The organism is Neorhodopirellula pilleata, from assembly GCF_007859915.1.
GTDB classification, from domain to species: Bacteria; Planctomycetota; Planctomycetia; order Pirellulales; family Pirellulaceae; genus Rhodopirellula; species Rhodopirellula pilleata.
The window spans coordinates 562,718-578,542 of record NZ_SJPM01000001.1; the positions used below are offsets into that span (position 1 = coordinate 562,718).

At 55.2% G+C, this 15,825-nt stretch carries 13 protein-coding genes and 4 tRNA genes; 11 read left to right on the forward strand and 6 right to left on the reverse strand.

Annotated elements, in window-relative coordinates:
- The first annotated feature begins 122 nt into the window (after window positions 1-122).
- The 3 genes from Pla100_RS01780 to Pla100_RS01790 all read left to right on the forward strand — a co-directional run bounded on the left by Pla100_RS01780 (window position 123) and on the right by Pla100_RS01790 (window position 4,511).
- Window positions 123-1,994 carry a YHYH protein gene (locus Pla100_RS01780; protein ID WP_231602559.1) on the forward strand — a complete coding sequence of 624 codons (1,872 nt, stop codon included), beginning with the start codon at window positions 123-125 and terminating at the stop codon, window positions 1,992-1,994.
- A gap of 106 nt (window positions 1,995-2,100) precedes the next feature.
- The gene (locus tag Pla100_RS01785; RefSeq protein WP_146575962.1) at window positions 2,101-2,823 is read left to right on the forward strand and encodes a hypothetical protein; all 723 of its coding nucleotides are present in this window, start codon (window positions 2,101-2,103) and stop codon (window positions 2,821-2,823) included.
- 95 nt (window positions 2,824-2,918) lie between these two features.
- On the forward strand, window positions 2,919-4,511 hold the full coding sequence (locus tag Pla100_RS01790) for an outer membrane protein assembly factor BamB family protein (protein ID WP_231602560.1): 1,593 nt from the start codon (window positions 2,919-2,921) through the stop codon (window positions 4,509-4,511).
- Between the two features lie 36 nt (window positions 4,512-4,547).
- Here the strand turns inward: Pla100_RS01790 and Pla100_RS01795 are convergent, their stop codons facing one another.
- Entirely contained in the window at window positions 4,548-4,937 is a 390-nt protein-coding gene (locus tag Pla100_RS01795; protein WP_146575963.1) for a CoA-binding protein, read from the reverse strand.
- 392 nt (window positions 4,938-5,329) lie between these two features.
- On the opposite strand from Pla100_RS01795, the gene Pla100_RS01800 reads away from it, so the two are divergent.
- The 4 genes from Pla100_RS01800 to Pla100_RS01820 all read left to right on the forward strand — a co-directional run bounded on the left by Pla100_RS01800 (window position 5,330) and on the right by Pla100_RS01820 (window position 5,995).
- Window positions 5,330-5,401 (forward strand) — tRNA-Phe (locus Pla100_RS01800).
- A 58-nt stretch (window positions 5,402-5,459) separates the two neighbouring features.
- A tRNA-Pro gene (locus Pla100_RS01805) sits at window positions 5,460-5,532 on the forward strand.
- A 289-nt stretch (window positions 5,533-5,821) separates the two neighbouring features.
- Window positions 5,822-5,894 (forward strand) — tRNA-Ile (locus Pla100_RS01815).
- Window positions 5,895-5,922: 28 nt separating this feature from the next.
- Window positions 5,923-5,995, forward strand: a tRNA-Lys gene (locus Pla100_RS01820).
- Window positions 5,996-6,299: 304 nt separating this feature from the next.
- On the opposite strand, the gene Pla100_RS01825 is transcribed toward Pla100_RS01820, so the two are convergent.
- A complete protein-coding gene (locus Pla100_RS01825; RefSeq protein ID WP_146575964.1) occupies window positions 6,300-7,343 on the reverse strand; it encodes an alpha-L-fucosidase in 1,044 nt (347 codons plus the stop codon).
- Between Pla100_RS01825 and Pla100_RS01830 the strand changes: the two genes are divergently transcribed.
- Window positions 7,337-8,464, forward strand: a complete 1,128-nt coding sequence (locus tag Pla100_RS01830; protein WP_146575965.1) for a hypothetical protein — start codon at window positions 7,337-7,339, stop codon at window positions 8,462-8,464. The two genes, Pla100_RS01825 and Pla100_RS01830, sit on opposite strands and share 7 nt — an antisense overlap.
- A gap of 1,218 nt (window positions 8,465-9,682) precedes the next feature.
- Here the strand turns inward: Pla100_RS01830 and Pla100_RS01840 are convergent.
- Both Pla100_RS01840 and Pla100_RS31445 read right to left on the reverse strand, forming a co-directional pair.
- The gene (locus Pla100_RS01840; protein WP_146575967.1) at window positions 9,683-9,877 is read right to left on the reverse strand and encodes a hypothetical protein; all 195 of its coding nucleotides are present in this window, start codon (window positions 9,875-9,877) and stop codon (window positions 9,683-9,685) included.
- Entirely contained in the window at window positions 9,874-10,089 is a 216-nt protein-coding gene (locus tag Pla100_RS31445) for a hypothetical protein (protein WP_146575968.1), read from the reverse strand. Before Pla100_RS31445 ends, Pla100_RS01840 begins: the two co-directional genes overlap by 4 nt.
- 883 nt (window positions 10,090-10,972) lie before the next feature.
- Between Pla100_RS31445 and Pla100_RS32345 the strand changes: the two genes are divergently transcribed.
- Together Pla100_RS32345 and Pla100_RS01860 are read left to right on the forward strand one after the other, a co-directional pair.
- Entirely contained in the window at window positions 10,973-12,043 is a 1,071-nt protein-coding gene (locus Pla100_RS32345; protein WP_146575970.1) for an RHS repeat domain-containing protein, read from the forward strand.
- A 31-nt stretch (window positions 12,044-12,074) separates the two neighbouring features.
- Window positions 12,075-12,692, forward strand: coding sequence for a hypothetical protein (locus Pla100_RS01860; protein ID WP_146575971.1), 618 nt, complete (start codon window positions 12,075-12,077; stop codon window positions 12,690-12,692).
- 326 nt (window positions 12,693-13,018) lie between these two features.
- Here Pla100_RS01860 and Pla100_RS01865 read toward each other — a convergent pair whose 3' ends face one another.
- The gene (locus Pla100_RS01865) at window positions 13,019-13,378 is read right to left on the reverse strand and encodes a hypothetical protein (RefSeq protein ID WP_146575972.1); all 360 of its coding nucleotides are present in this window, start codon (window positions 13,376-13,378) and stop codon (window positions 13,019-13,021) included.
- 421 nt (window positions 13,379-13,799) lie between these two features.
- Between Pla100_RS01865 and Pla100_RS01870 the strand changes: the two genes are divergently transcribed.
- On the forward strand, window positions 13,800-14,603 hold the full coding sequence (locus tag Pla100_RS01870) for an Rpn family recombination-promoting nuclease/putative transposase (protein ID WP_261344775.1): 804 nt from the start codon (window positions 13,800-13,802) through the stop codon (window positions 14,601-14,603).
- 495 nt (window positions 14,604-15,098) lie between these two features.
- On the opposite strand, the gene Pla100_RS32350 is transcribed toward Pla100_RS01870, so the two are convergent.
- On the reverse strand, window positions 15,099-15,707 hold the full coding sequence (locus tag Pla100_RS32350) for a pentapeptide repeat-containing protein (protein ID WP_146575974.1): 609 nt from the start codon (window positions 15,705-15,707) through the stop codon (window positions 15,099-15,101).
- Window positions 15,708-15,825 lie beyond the last annotated feature (118 nt).

The following is a 15,825-nucleotide window of genomic DNA, read 5'->3' on the forward strand; positions in this document are numbered from 1 at the left end:
AACCAAAACGCATTCTTCATCTAGCAGAATTCGTCACGAATTTTGATCCGAACTGGCGAGCGTCGAAAGTCTCGACGACGTCCGTTGGACCTCTTTCCCTAAAAACACGGAGGACTCCGAAAATGATCACCAGGCAATTTCTGGTTCTGGCAATCGCGACACCAGCGATGCTGTTCTGCTCAAGCACGATCTTGGCACACGAAGGCCACTACCATGGTGATTCCGCAAATGCCACCGGATCGAGAACCTGGACCATCGGGGACGAAGGTGCCCATTTGCACGGCAGCTTCGTTGCAGCGACCGGCGACCAGATTCAAATTCGTTGTGACGACGACCAGCTGGTTAGCTTGAAAATCGAACGCTTGGCGGCGGCTGACCAAAAGTGGGTCACGCAACGACTTGAGACGATCAAACGACTGAATCAACAACGTCAACTACGCTTGGTGATCCAAAACACTCAAGCCAATGGCAAAACAGCAGCAGGCCAAAAAGTGACGCCAGCACCATTGATCCGCAAGCACTTTCAGCCGTTCGTCAGCACGTTGAAGCTTCGGTGGGACGACGACTTTTTCTATGTCGGTTCCAACGGAATTCCTGACCACCCGATGATGATCGGGATTCGCTCATGGCAACAACAGGTCCCGATCCCCCAGAAGTACTTTGGTGACAACGCATGGCGAATCCCTCTTAATCCGGTTCCAGCCAAAGAGCCCATGACGACGAAGAACGACTTTCTGCGTGGAGCGATCGCACTGGCAGTCAACGGTGTTCCCATTTTCAATCCGCTGAACAACCGAGGCGACGACGCGTTGCTGTTCGGCGAACTGGACGAGTACGGTGGCCACTGTGGCCGTGCCGACGACTACCACTATCACATCGCCCCCACTCATCTCGAAAAATCAGTCGGGAAAGACCAGCCGATTGCGTACGCCTTAGACGGCTATCCGATCTTCGGATACCAAGACGAGAAGGCGAGCAATTTCGCGCCGCTCGATTCGCTCAATGGTCACAAAGACGCCGGCGGACAGTATCACTATCACGCCACAAAGACCTATCCCTATCTCAATGGCGGTTTCTATGGCGAAGTGACCGAGCGTGGTGGCCAGGTCGATCCGCAACCGCGAGCTGAACCGATTCGCCCGGACTTGCAACCGCTCCGCGATGCGAAAATCACGGACTTCACGCAGCCGAAGCCGGGCACCTATCGCCTCGTGTACGACGTTCGTGGCAAAAAGGGATCAGTTGCCTACACGCTAGCGAAAGATGGTTCAGCAACGTTCACGTTTGTTGACACTGAAGGTCGCGAGACGACCGAGAAGTACTCCGCGAATTCCGGTGGACGCCCTGGCCCGCCACCGCCACGCGATGGTGATTCGCGTCGACCTCCACCGCCCCGCGACGGTCAAAGTGGACCACCGCCGCCACCCCGCGACGGACGCCCTGGTCCTCCACCGGGATCTGGTCCTCCACCACCTCGTGGTCCCGACGGAGGTGACATGGGTCGAGTCGATCCGCCGGTCGATCTTTCCGACATGTCGCGAACGACGGTCCCTGGTTTCGAGGTCAGCAGTGCTTCGGTCAATGACAAAAATTTTCTGTCAGTCGACTGCACTTGCGACGGTGCCGCGGAGTCACCAGAGGTCACTTGGAAAAGTGCTCCCAAGGGGACCAAGACATTCGCGGTGAGCATCTGGCACACGGCTCCAGATCAGGAAAAGTCTTACTGGCTTGTCTACAACATTCCCGTGAACGTCTCGTCGCTGAAGCAAGGCTCCAAAGACGTCGGCACTGTTGGTTTGAACGATCGAGGAAGCGGCAATTACGATCCGATGTGTTCCAAGGGTCCAGGACTGAAAAAGTATCACATCACCGTCTACGCACTCTCAAGCAAGCTGAATGTTTCTCCGCGTCAGGCGACCCGAGCGAGCTTGCAGAACGCGATGAAAAACAGCCTGCTCGGCGAGTCGACGTTCGATGTGTTGTACGAAAGATAGGTCGCAGGTTGCACGCGCTGCCGTAGTGGATCTTGCTAAAGATCCCTGAGCTTATGGATCTTTGGCAAGATCTACTATCAACATTTTCAATCCGCTGGAGTAAACAATGAGAATCACCTTCCGACGCAAAGCTGGCATCCTTTTGTTCGGTGTAGCGATCGCCGCACTTGCGTCAGTGACGACGCTCGCGATCGCACAACAACGTGGTGACCGCCGGCCGCCTCCACCACGCGGCGGTGGCGGTGCAAAACCCGAAATCGAAGACACGCAGAAACTGAACGTCTACGCGGACAACTGGTTCTCGTTGTACATCAACGGTGAACTGATCGCCGTCGACTCGATCCGCTTCATGCCCCACAACGTGATCTCGGTCGACGTCTTTCCAAGCTATCCCATGACGATCGCGGTCATCGCCAAGGACAACGCCGATCCTATCACTGCGATGGAATACAACAACACCCAAATCGGTGACGGCGGATTCATCCTGAAGATGGCCGATGGAACAGTCTCGGGAACCCACTGGAAAGCAAAATCCATTTTCCACGGTCCCATCGACCGAGACACTCGCAATCCAAAAGTCAGGCGTGAAGAGATGCCGGTGAACTGGACGGCGGTCGACTTCGACGACAGCGATTGGCAGTCGGCCAAAGAGTTCGATGAACAAACCGTTGGGCCAAAACGACCTTTCTATCAGCACGACTTTGAAGGTGCCAAGTTCATTTGGGCGGACGACCTTGAACTGGACAACACCGTCCTGTTTCGGGTGAAGGTCGATTCACCTCCGGACGGAAGCACTCCGAAACGATTCCCCATTCTCGAATCAAATTGATCGTAGGCGATCTGTCTTGATCGTGGTGGACCTCGCCAGAGACTCCCCAAAGCCGAAATGAAGTTTTTCCCAAGATCCATGACTCCAAACACTCAATGTTTATTATGAATTTCTTTCAATCAGTCAGGGACACCACCGTTGCATTGACGCAAATATATTTCGGTGATGTCTTCCGTGCCGATCAATTCGCTTTGCTGATCGGCCGCTTCCGTATTGTGAATCGTTGGAACGGAGTCAACTCGTCAGGCGGCCGGACCATGATCGTCGCTCTCGCAATAGCGACATGCATTCCCGCGGTTTCGCGTGCCGACTGGACGCGATTCCGTGGTCCGAATGGCTCGGGCATTGCGACGACGAGTGCGCCGACCGAATTCAGTGAGGGTGAAAACATTAAGTGGAAAATCGAGCTACCCGGCCAGGGCACATCAAGTCCGATCGTCGTCGGCGATAAGGTCTTTGTGACGTGTTATTCCGGCTATGGTTATGAAGCCGGTGACATTGAAGATCTTAAACGACATCTCATCTGCGTCGACCGAGTGTCCGGTAAACAGCTTTGGAAGAAGACCATCGCGGCCAAGATGCCCGAAGATCCGTGGCAAGGCCCGGGGATACCCACACACGGTTACGCCAGCAACACACCCGCCAGCGATGGAACGCGCGTCTTTGCTTTCTTCGGGAAGTCCGGCGTTTATGCTTACGATCTTGAAGGTAACGAAATCTGGAACCAAAGTGTTGGTCAAGAACCGAGCTTCAAAGGTTTTGGATCGGCCGCTAGTCCGATCGTGACCGACGAGCATGTCATCGTCAACGCGGCGGACGAATCGTTGTCGATCGTTTGGCTCGACAAAAAGACTGGCAAAGAATTGCACCGTGCCGAAGCGGATGGTTTGGGCGAATGCTGGACGACACCGGTTCTGGTGACCAATGGTGACCAAAGCGAGATTGCTCTGTCGGTGATCGGTGAAGTCTGGGGACTCGACAACGCCACCGGCAAATTGAGCTGGTTCGCCAACGGCGTGAACTCGCGGAACGCTCAGGTCAGCTTGATCGTCGACGACGGCATCGTTTACGCAACCGGCGAAGAGAGCTATGCCATCCGCGTCGATGGCAAAGGCGATGTGTCCGAAAAAAACACGCGATGGGAAGGCCGCATGCGTACCCGATACGCAACACCAGTTCTTGTTGACGGACACCTGTTCTCGGCAAGTGGTTCGGTGGTCGAGTGCGTTGACGCGAAGACCGGCGAACGTGTCTTCCAAGATCGGTTGCCCAGTACGAATGCCGGATTTTCAGGAGCCGACAGGCAACCAGAGGGACCCGGCGATCAGGACCGAGGCGATGGAGCCCGAGGCGATGGAGCCCGAGGCGATGGAGACCGAGGCGACCAGCGCGGCGGCGTCGGACGAGATCGAGGTATTCGTGATGCGGGTGGTTTTGATTCCGGAGGGCGAGGCGGCCGGGGTGGTGGTGGCGGCGATGATTTTGCTTCGCCGGTCGCTGCAGGAGGCAGAATCTATGTCGCCACAAACTCCGGAATGGTGCATGTGATCGAAGCCAAGCCTGAATTCAAGGTCATCGGGTCAGGTGACATGACATTCGATACCAGCGGTTTCGGTGGAACGCCGGCCATCAGCGATGATTGCCTGTTCATGCGCTCGAACACTCACCTGTATTGCATCGGCGAGTAGTTGAGCGCATCCGACTGAAAGGTACGCGGATCCTGACTAGACACGAGCCAACAACACGAGGATGCAACTTCCGTCGTCGATGACGGTGATGCCGGCTTCGCGTGCGGATTCGCTGGCCTGATTGTCTTCGGCTCCAGGCTGCATCCAGATGTGTTTCACTCCGGCTGCGATTGCGTCGGCGACGACTTTGCGAGTGACCTCGGGCGGTGTGATGATCGAGAGGGCTTCGGGGACGAGCGGTAGGTCGCCGATCGACGGGTAGGCTTGGTGGCCTTCGATTTCGTCTTGAGCCGGATTGAGCGGGTAGGTCTCGCGGCCGGCGGCAAGCAGGGCGCGGAAGACTTTGTTGCCGTACTTATGTTGGCGATTGGATGCGCCGGCGACAGCGTAGGTTTTCGCAGCGAAAAACTTGTCGATTGAATTCATCGTGGCGAGTATCTTTTGGGTTTCTCGGCGTTTGGTGAAATAGAATCACGGTCTCGCGCATCTCCATTTTTGTAAAAGCGAGATTTTACGTGAACCATCGTGACGCGAAAGCGTCTATCTACCTGAACTACAAGTCACATTCACAGACAAGCGAGTAACGAGCTTTCTGATGTTAACGAATATTCAATCCAGTCGACTCGAACAGATACACGAAGGCAGTCTCTTCGGCGGGCAACCGTTGAATACAGATAATGCCCCGGCGTATCCGCGTCTGATGTGACACTCGCTTTCATTAGCGAACGACTTCTTCATGAAGGCTCGGTGTCACGCAGGCACCTGAGCCTTTTTTCGCGTCCGCATCGAACGGGCAACCCCAACAACGAACCCAATTTGGGCTGGTAGCTGAGACGGTCTAGCGGCGGTCTGAAGAACCGCAGACGAGGATTCGAGCGCCTCCCGGCCCACTGACAAGGAAGATATGCGCCGACAGCAACCGCTGCGGCGATCGAAGCAACACAACATCGGATACAGGTGCAGATGGAAGCACGCCTGCTTTGGGAGCAGGAGGGTCTCGGTTCGACTCCGAGGTGTCCGACTTTTTGAAACGACAACATGGTAGTCGAGGGCTGGTCGCCCAAATCCGCCTGATACGCGGGTCGCGCTGAGTTCGATCCTCGGGGCTACCACTTGAAGTAGGTAACAGGTTTCAGGTCACAAGGATCAGGTAAACGAATCATGCAGACATTTTTGAAACGCATAGCCGCGACTGAACAGCGGGGCTGTGGTGTAACTGGCAGCATGACGGACTTCGGGCACCGACGCTTCAAGCGTTGGTCGTCGTGTAGGTGAGGGTTCAACTCCCTTCGGCCCCATTGGCTACGCATCGGCGTGTAGCTCAGGGGTGAGAGCGGCGTCCTTATAAGGCGACGGTCGCGGGTTCAATTCCCGCCACGCCGATTGAAACGAAACAACGACGACAACACATGGGATTGTGGCAGACAAGGTAATGCATCGGACTCTTAATCCGAGCGATGTGAGTTCGATTCTCACCGATCCCACTTGAGACATTTTGAAACAAGCACTGATGGTCTAACGGCAAGACTCCTCCGTCGCGAGCGGGGTGATGCGGGTTCGATTCCGGCTCGGTGCTCTTTAGCCCGCCTTATTCACCAAGCGCGCCTTTAGGGTAGAAACCATCGCGTGAAACGCTACGTTTATCGGTTCACTACAACCAACTCAAACGCAAAGCAGGATCACGCGATGGGTGAAGTACAACGTAACCTAGGTTACGTTGTACTTCACCCATCGCGTGATCCTGCTTTGCGTTTGAGTTGGTTGTAGTGAACCGATAAACGTAGCGTTTCACGCGATGGTTTCTACCCTAAAGGCGCGCTTGGTGAATAAGGCGGGATCATACTTAACCGGCAGAGTCTTGTGATCCGGGTCGGCCAATAAGTAGGCTTTGGCGGGCTTGCCAACGATCCCGTTAAAGACAACGCCCTCTGGGTTCCATTTCATGACGTGAAGATAGACCGTCCGGTCCTTTTGGGTCATGGCTCCCCAAGGAAAATCGAAATCGACCGGGGAGTAGTCTGTGCCGTAGATCGACTCGCCGTTGAGCTTCATCCACTGGCCGATTTCCGCCAAACGCTCGATTTCCTCTGGACAGAGTGTACCCTCTGGCATCGGTCCTACGTTAAGCAGGAAGTTCACTCCCCGTGCCGCGCTCAGCACCAGACGTTCGATAACATCCTTGGTGCTCTTCCAGTTGGCGTCGTTTCGGTCGTAGCCCCAGTTAAGCCGCATCGTCATACAGGTTTCAACATCGCCTTCCATACGCCGAGGGGCAATGGTCCGGTCGGGCAGCGATTCGAAGTCGGCATACTTCTGCTTGTCCGTCGGCACCCGGCGACTGTAGAGTCGGCTGCAGATCACGGTGTTCGGCTGAAGCTCACGCACCCGCGCGCCTTGCCGGTCCGCTTCGATCACATCATTGCCACCGACATCAAACCACAGGACGGCCATCTCGCCATAGTTCGTCAGCAGCTCATCGAGTTGGTTCTCAACAAATTCAAGATACTCGTCGTTCGTCATCGTCCCTGGTTTGTTCCTCCCCCGACTCCGGTGGTACCAGTCCTTGAACTGCGAATAGTAAACACCAAAGTGCATGTCCTGCTTTTTGCACTCGTCCGCGAGTTCCTTGATGATGTCGCGTTTGAATGGCGTGGCGTCCATCACGTCGTAATCGGTATATTTCGTATCAAAGAGACAGAATCCATCATGGTGTTTCGGGGGAAGACCATGGGGACATAGCACCGCAGAGGCTATTGACTTGGCACCCTGTAGCGGTAACCATGACCGGGTCGAGTTTGCTGAGTTGGTAACTATTGAGGTGCGTGATGGCACGGATGAGTCGAGCGGAAGTTTTTGATCCGGGCGAAGTCGCGGTCGGACACGTGTTTAGCCGTACCGTTAGACGGTGTTTTCTCATGGGCGATGATCCTGTCTCTGGGAAGAACTTCGACCATCGCAAACGCTGGATCGAGGAATATTTGCAGCAATTCGCCGCGTATTTCGGTATCGATCTGCTTTGCTATAGTTTGCTAGCAAATCATTTTCATTTGATTCTTAGGTCTCGACCGGACGTCGTTGCGACTTGGAGCGATGAAGAAGTCGCCCGTCGTTGGATGATGCTGTGCCCCAACCATCGCAAGGCGGACGGGTCGCCGATGGAACCGACGCAGCCGGAAATCAACGCCATCGCCGGTTGTCCGGTGAAGCGTGAAGAGATTCGCCGTCGTTTGAGTGATCTGAGTTGGTGGATGCGGTTGCTGTGCCAGCGTGTGGCAATGCGAGCCAACCGTGAGGACGAAGAACACGGCCGCTTTTTCCAAGATCGATACAAGGCGACTCGGCTCACCGATGAGGCGTCTGTGTTGGCTTGTGCGGCTTATGTGGATCTCAATCCGATTCGGGCGGCGATGTGCGAGCGGATCGAAGACAGCGATTTCACCTCGGCTCAGCGGCGAATCCAAGCCGAGCATGAAGAAGTTCGCGAAACGCCACCCGACGAAGCGACACGTCACGAAACGCCACCCGACGAAGCCATGAGCGAGCGATCCGAACCGATCGCGAAATTGCGGCATCGTCGCGATTCGTTTCTCTCGCCTGTTTCGATCGACGAGCTGCTTGATCCGATCGGCCCGTGTGGCAGTGCCACGCCGGAGCGTTGCAGCGACAAGGGATTCTTAGCGATGTCGCTGGCGGACTACTTAGAGCTGTTGGACTGGACGGCCCGTCAGGCGGCCCCAGGCAAACGTGGCAAGACACCCGCAAATGTCCCGCCCCTTCTCCAGCGACTCGGTTTGGATCCAGCGTCTTGGTGTGAGTTGGTCAGCGACTTCGGCAAGCTGTTTTGCACCGTTGCCGGTAGTCCCGACAGTGTCGACTCCATGCGGAGTCACGGCACTCATCGACGTTATCATTTGCGTCGGCGGGCACGCGAGCTATTCGCGGTCACGGACTAAGGTCCGGGATCAGCTTCTTATTTGCTTCAGCTCATCGGCCCAACAGGCCGATCGTGGATGAGGCATGCGCTTTTCTCATCGCAACCGCCGCCAGACCCGGCAAAACCAAAGCCGTCGAGGCTTCGGTGCAGGCGACTTTTGTTGAATCAGGGATGTAGCTTTGTTGAGCTACATGCGGATAGACTGGCAAAGTGTCGTGTCCCCAAGCTCCCCCGCGTAGAGCCGCGACCGGAGCAAGAATGCTGCGATGAGGCAAAGGCAGCGGGTATGTCAGATGGCGATGCGGGAGGTGTGGTGTGCTGCGATGGTCGTAAAGTGTCGTGCGTTTGGATTAGCACCGGCTATTTGATTGGTCACCCAGATCGCCCGACTGAACCAACTGCGATCAAGATCATTGATGAATGTGTCAAGAAGCATGAAGACACTCACCACGGACACATTGATGATTGCAAGGCAAAGGTTCCGTCTTTAGAGAGGCCTGATTTCAGCGCAGGCGTCGATGCGGACAAAGGCGAATGCGAGGCTTACAAAGCCGAAGAGAAGTGTATGAAAGGCAAAATAGTGAAATGCCGTGGTAGGCTGAATTGTGCAAATCAGGTCCGGCAAGTTTTAGAAATTCTTAAGAAGCGTAGAGATCGTCACTGCCGCGACTCCCTTAAACCCTAATGGTCTATTCAGGCAAAGCGAACAATGAGCCGTGATTACTTTTTGACTCAGGTTCGGGTTTGTGTAGCAATGGCCCTAATTTTCCTGCTTATCGGGTATTGGATTTACGCTTCCCACCTGAGAACGAAGAACGTGAGTGTGCCTGAGTTGCTTCGCAAATCTGAATCCATTGTCATGGAACGCGAAAACTGGACGAGTTTCGAAATAGACCCGGAAGTCGATGTTTTGGCTGATGGATATGAGGTGTACGCACACCGTGTCCCTCGGAGGCCTGGATCACATCGTATCTTGAGTTATGATTTAGAGGGCGAACTTACGAATTACTCGCGCGGGCGTTAGTTGAAGCGGGAGAAATCAAACGGGTCAGCGACGGTCTTAACTTTGGTCAATAGCAGATTCCAAAAACGTTTTGGAATTCCTTTCTGTGAGAAGAGTAAGGTGTCCAATCAAGAGAAGAATAGGAACCAGCCTATTCTGGCGGGTCATGACGGAGCGGTGGCACGACTGGAAACTTTCCTGGTTTGCCTGGGTGACGCAGCGTGCTCAGTGTGACTAATAGAAAGCGGTCACTTTTGCTTTGCCGAAGTCTTTGAGAAGTTTGCCCGCGGCGGCGTGGTAGACACGTCGGAGCGTGATTTCGATGATGCGGTGACGCTTTGCTTGAGCCGGCGCGTGCGGCGATCCCAACGCAGTTGGTGATTCTGAAAGCGAGTGAGGTGGATTCGTTGGGTGCGTGCGTTGAATCATGGTGGTGGACGCGGTTTCGTGGATACCGTGGCAGTGGCTGGACGGGGTGTGCCTGCGTGAGCATCCAAGGCGGCTTGCGAGCAGAAGTGCGACGGCATGCCGGCGGGGCGGTTGCGAGGCGCGACGGCAAGTTCACCGACTAAGTACGCCAACACCAGACGCAGCCACGGCATGAAGTGCATTGCCTGAGCGCCCGTCAGTCGACCGTGCACCACCATCGGTGTTTCGCAGTGACTGCAACGAACCCGATAAGACGTCTGACCCTCACGCTCACCAGAAAAGTCGGCTGCAATGTGATCCAGGTCGCGAGGAGGCTCGCGCCGGAGTCAGACGCGGGATTCGGGATTGACAGACGGTTGAAACCCAAATCCCGCGTTTGCCCCTTGCGAAGCAACTTTCCCGGGCTTGAGCAACTTGTTCCTCTACCCTTACGCTGAAGGCGTTGTTAGCTATTAGCCGGTGGTCGAGCGAAGCGAGTACCACCGGACAACAGAACGCCACATCTCCTTTGACCCCGAACGGGGTCGCAGCACATTCACTCCGGATGCTGCGACCCCGTTCGGGGTCGACGTTCATTCATTTCTTCGCAATCCACAGGTGCGCTGCGCGACCTGTGGCTAATCGCCTGGATCCCTTCGGGATGGTTGAGACAAGATTGCCGAGCAGCGGTTTTGATGTTTGAGAGGCTGACGGTGGGGTGAGGACTCACTTCGGAATCTTCCTGCCAGTAAACGGATGACTTAATAAGCGATCCAATCTACGGGGAGCCTGAGGGAGGCTCGCGCCGGGGTCAGGTTGGGTTTTCGGTTTTCGCGAGTCACTGAGTTACCGCACTGACGCGACGAAGTCATCGCGATCTTCCAGCACGATTCGGTTTGGCGTATCCGGCGAGATCGTCTACCTTGATCCGCTGAGCGACGAAGTGGATGGCCGAGTCAAAGAGCTACAGGGATTCGATCAACAATATCGAATGCGCCCTGGGCCTGAAAACCGAAACCCAAACCTGACCCCGCCGAAGCGAGTCAACGCCGGACACTGGCCAACCAGAAGACAACGCCTAGCACACCCGGGCGGCGAACTCACTACAATAGCGGGATGCTCTGCAAGTCATCCTCCCGCCGTTGTCCTTCTTCCCATCGCCCTCGCGTACGCCGGCGCGGGAGGCTCCCAACGGCGTGCCACCCTCCAACCCGAAACACCTTCCAAAACACCAAACGTCAATACCAACGCAACCAACAGTACAGCATCACGGCGCTGACCAACGGCGGCGGATCGATCGTCGAACGCTACGCTTACGACGCCTACGGCGGGATGACCGTTCTTGACGCAAGTTTGTCGCCGCTGACGGCATCAGCCGAAGGGAACCGCTACACCTACACCGGCCGTGAGTACGACGAGGACTTGGGTCTCTACCACTACCGCGCCCGGATGTACGACGCCGATGCCGGTCGGTTCTGCTCCAGAGACCCGATTGGGTTTGGGGATAGTTGGAGTCTGTACCTTTTCGTTTTGTCAAACCCCGCAAGTTTGCTTGATGGTACTGGGAACCAAGCCACCCGTCCCACCGTTTCAATTACCGACGGCGATGGCTGTAGTGACGGTCATAAGGCTTGCATAAATGACATTAAGCGTGCGATCAAACGGATGCTGACATTGGCCGTAAGTTCCGGACGTTCCTGCTTTACTCCATCACGCCCAAAACCCAAAGAAGTGAAATGCAGGAGTCAGGTTGATCAAGCAATGCTGGACATGATCGACAAGATGCCCATCACCTGCTCCAGCGCAGGTTCGTGCGGTGATGGTCGGTATCGTGCTGTTTCTCGCGGGGAATGCGTGGATAAAAAGGACGATGGCAGAAACCCGAGAAATTCTTGTGCTGATTGGCAAAGAGATTGCACCGCTTGTCCAGACTCGAGTATAGCCAATAGTCAAATTGAACTTTGTGTGTCTAGCCCAGGAAGCACCGGTTCACTACCGCCTGCAAGCAATGACATCCGCGTTTGGTGCAGCGACCCAAGAAAACGAAGGGATTTAGCGAGGACGATCGTGCACGAGCTAGCCCATCACATCGTTGGCGGGCACACCGATGATAACGACACGGATTCTCTCGGACGCCCCGACGCCAATGAATTGGGCGCTAACTTTATTCGCAATTGTGGTCGATAGCATGCGTGCACTTCTAATCCCGATCTGCTTGATGCACTTGGTTGTTTCTTCATGCTGCGTCACGACGGCAGATGAACTGATACCACGTCGTCCGAAGAGATTCAACGATCTGAAAACGCAGACATTCGCTTTGGGACGTTATGAGAGCTACCTTTTCAAACCTACTGACCGACTGATCTTTATCGTCGGAAAGGCGAGTGCAAGCGAAAGCAATCGGTCCGCAGTCGGGGAAAATATTGAGCTAGAGCATCCGAACGGCGATGTCGTTTTTGTGCACAGTGGTCCTGGTATCGCTGTCGATCCAAATGATGAGATAATATGTGTCTTTCACGAGGACAGCGTGCCCGCTGATTGGCACTATGATCCCGAGGGCGGGCTGCTGGTTCTAATTCAAGACATCAGTAGTTCGCGTAAGGCGAGCTACCAAGTGAAGATACTTTCAGCTGACTTGCAGATGGCACAGAATCTGACCAACGAATTTCAGCGAGGCCTTCGTAATTTGGACATCGGACATGGAGATCGCGTGAACACTTCAATTTTCGACCGAGAGAAAAGAGTTCTTGAGTTGAGATTTAGATCTGGCGTGGTCGTAGAAGCCTTTTTCTCTAGTGATCACGTTGAAGTCGGGCTCGCACCGGGGTCCAGCTAGGTTTTCGGTTTTCAGCGGAGAACGATTGCAACGTCCAATCAAAAGAAGAATAGGAACCAGTCTATTCAGGGTGGTCATGACTGAGCGGTGGCACGGCTGGAAACTTTCCTGGGTGACACAGCGTGCTCAGTGTGACTGATAGAAAGCGGTCACTTTTGCTTTGCCGAAGTCTTTGAGAAGTTGGCAGGCGGCGGCGTGGAAGACACGTTGGAACGTGATTTCGGTGATTTGGTGACGCTTTGCTTGAGCCGGCGCGTGCGGCGATCCCAACGCAGTTCGTGATTCTGAATGCGAGTGAGGGGGATTCGTTGGGTGCGTGTGTTGAATCATGGTGGTGGACGCGGTTTCGTGGATACCGTGGCGGTGGCTGGACGGGGCGCGCCGGCGTGAGCATCCAAGGCGGCTTGCGAGCAAAAGTGCGACGGCATGCCGGCGGGTCGGTTGCGAGGCGCGACGGCAAGTTCACCGACTAAGTACGCCAGCACCAGACGCAGCCACGGCATGAAGTGCATTGCCTGAGCGCCCGTCAGTCGACCGTGCACCGCCATCGGTGTTTCGCCGTGACTGCAACGAACTCGATAGGACGTCTGACCCTCACGGCGGAGGCTCGCGCTGGGATCAGACGCGGGATTCGGGATTGACGGACGGTTGAAATCCGAATCCGGAGTTTGACCTTTGCGAAACACCTTCCCGGGCTTGAGCAATTTGTTCCGCTCCCCTTACGCGTTAAGCGTTATTAGCCGGTGGTCGAGCGAAGCGAGTACCACCGGACAACAGAACGCCACATCTCCTTTGGCCCCGAACGGGGACGCAGCACATTCACTCCGGATGCTGCGCCCCCGTTCGGGGTCGACGTACATTCATTTCTTCCCAATCCACAGGTGCGCTGCGCGACCTGTGGCTAATTGCTTGGATCCCTTCGGGATCGTTGAGACGAGATTGCCGAGCAGCGGTTTTGATGTTTGGGAGGCTGACGGTGGAGTGAGGACTCACTTCGGATTCGTCTTGCAGTTCTGGCAGGAAGATTGAGGGCAGGGAAATTGTTGCCGATCTTCTTCCTGCCCTCAATCTTCCTGCCAGTAAACGGATGACTCAATAAGCGAACCAATCAACCCGTTCAGTTACCAAGAGTTTGCCGAAAGCAAACTAATCGTGCTCGATGTCCGGTGCCGCGACGATGCCGGCCGTTGGTTGAACGTGGAAATGCAGGTATCCGTTTATGCCGGTCTGATCGAACGGCTCGTTTACTATGCCTGCAGCATGTACGTCGACCAACTGTCTCCCGGCAGCAACTATGCCCTGGCGTCCCCGTCGATCTCGATCTGCCTGCTCGATCGTGTGCTTTTTGCGAAATCAGAGCAGCCACACCATCGGTTCCAAATGATCGATCGCAAGAGCGGCAAGGAGTTATCCAACGCGATCGAAGTCCATACGGTAGAATTGACGAAGTTTTCACTCGACGAGCAGACGATCGCCGGCGCAAGTAAACTGCAACAGTGGTCGTTTTTGCTGCTTTTCGCACAAAACTACGATGCCGCGACGCTTCGCCGGTTGCTGCCCGGCATCGAGTTTGAGACTGCCATCTCCACGATCGAAATCATTTCCGCCAAAACGGAGAACAAACAAATGTATGACCAACGCGAAAAAGCCCAGCGAGACTACGAATGGGCCATCTCCGGCGCCCGTGAAGAAGGACGAGAAGAAGGACGGGAGGTGGGACGAGAAGAAGGACGGGAGGTGGGACGTGAAGAAGGACTTGAACGCGGAATCATTGCCGGTCGGATCCAGACGCTGCAAGAAATCCTGGGAGATGCACCTACGACGACGGCTTCCTTAGCTGAACTTCACCTGGACGCACTTACGACCCAACTTGCCGCTTTGCAGCAACGTCTCCGCGACCGCCAAGCTTAACCCAACTTCACTTACGATGATCGAAGCTGGGGATCTCGGGGACAGAGCACTTTTTCAAGGGTAGCCTCGTTAACCTGTCCGACGAATACTGATTGAAACGATTTGGACGCTCTGTTTCTTTCCCAATCCATCAAGGCTTTGCCATGGTCCGTCTGGCTCGTCGTGAAACGATCGATCCCAATGAGATTGTCGTCGCCCATGTTTGCACTCGCACGGTTCGCAGGTGTTTTCTGATGGGCCAAGACGAAACGTCTGGAAGAAATTTCGACCACCGGAAGGTCTGGATTGAGGAATATCTCAAACACTTCGCGAGATACTTCTCGATCGACTTACTAGGCTTCGCAATTCTCTCGAACCATGCTCATTTGATTCTTCGCACGCGACCCGATGTGGTGGCGACCTGGAGCAATGAGGAAGTCGCTCGGCGGTGGATGATGCTCTGCCCGCATCGAAAGAATGCGGATGGATCACCCTGCCAGCCGACTGAGCCCGAAATCAAGTCCATCGCAGGGTGTCCAGTGAAAACCAAAGAAATCCGCGAGCGACTTTCAAGCATCTCGTGGTGGATGCGGTTGCTATGCCAGCGGGTCGCGATGAGGGCAAACCGCGAGGAAGATGAGGCGGGCAGATTTTGGCAGGATCGATTTCACGCAACGATTTTGACCGACGAGGCCGCGTTGTTGGCCTGCGTGGCATACGTGGACTTGAACCCGATCCGGGCGGCGATGTGTGAAAAGCTTGAGGACAGCGATCACACTTCGGTGCAGCGGCGGATCGAAGCCCAACGTTCAGAAGACCAGAGTTCAGAAGACCAGAGTTCAGAAGACCAGAGTTCAGAAGACCAACGTTCAGAAGCCCAACGTTCAGAAGACCAGAGTTCGGAAGCCCAGTGTGTTGAAGAATCAAATCCCGATCGCGAGACTGCTGATTCGTTTTTGGCCCCGCTGAGCATCGACCAGCAATCCGATCCGGTAGGGCCTTGTGTTTCGTCGAGCGCGTTTCGGTGTAGCGACAGGGGTTTTCTGGCGATGTCGTTGGAGGATTATCTGTTGCTATTAGACTGGACGGCCCGTCAGTCGGTCGACGGAAAGCGAGGCACGACACCGGTCTGTGTTCCGCCGATTTTGCAGCGTCTTGGGATTGCCCAGTCTAGTTGGTGCGAACTGGTCAGCGACTTTGGCAAATTGTTTTCTTGCGTCGCAGGCAAGCCCACGGTGGTCGA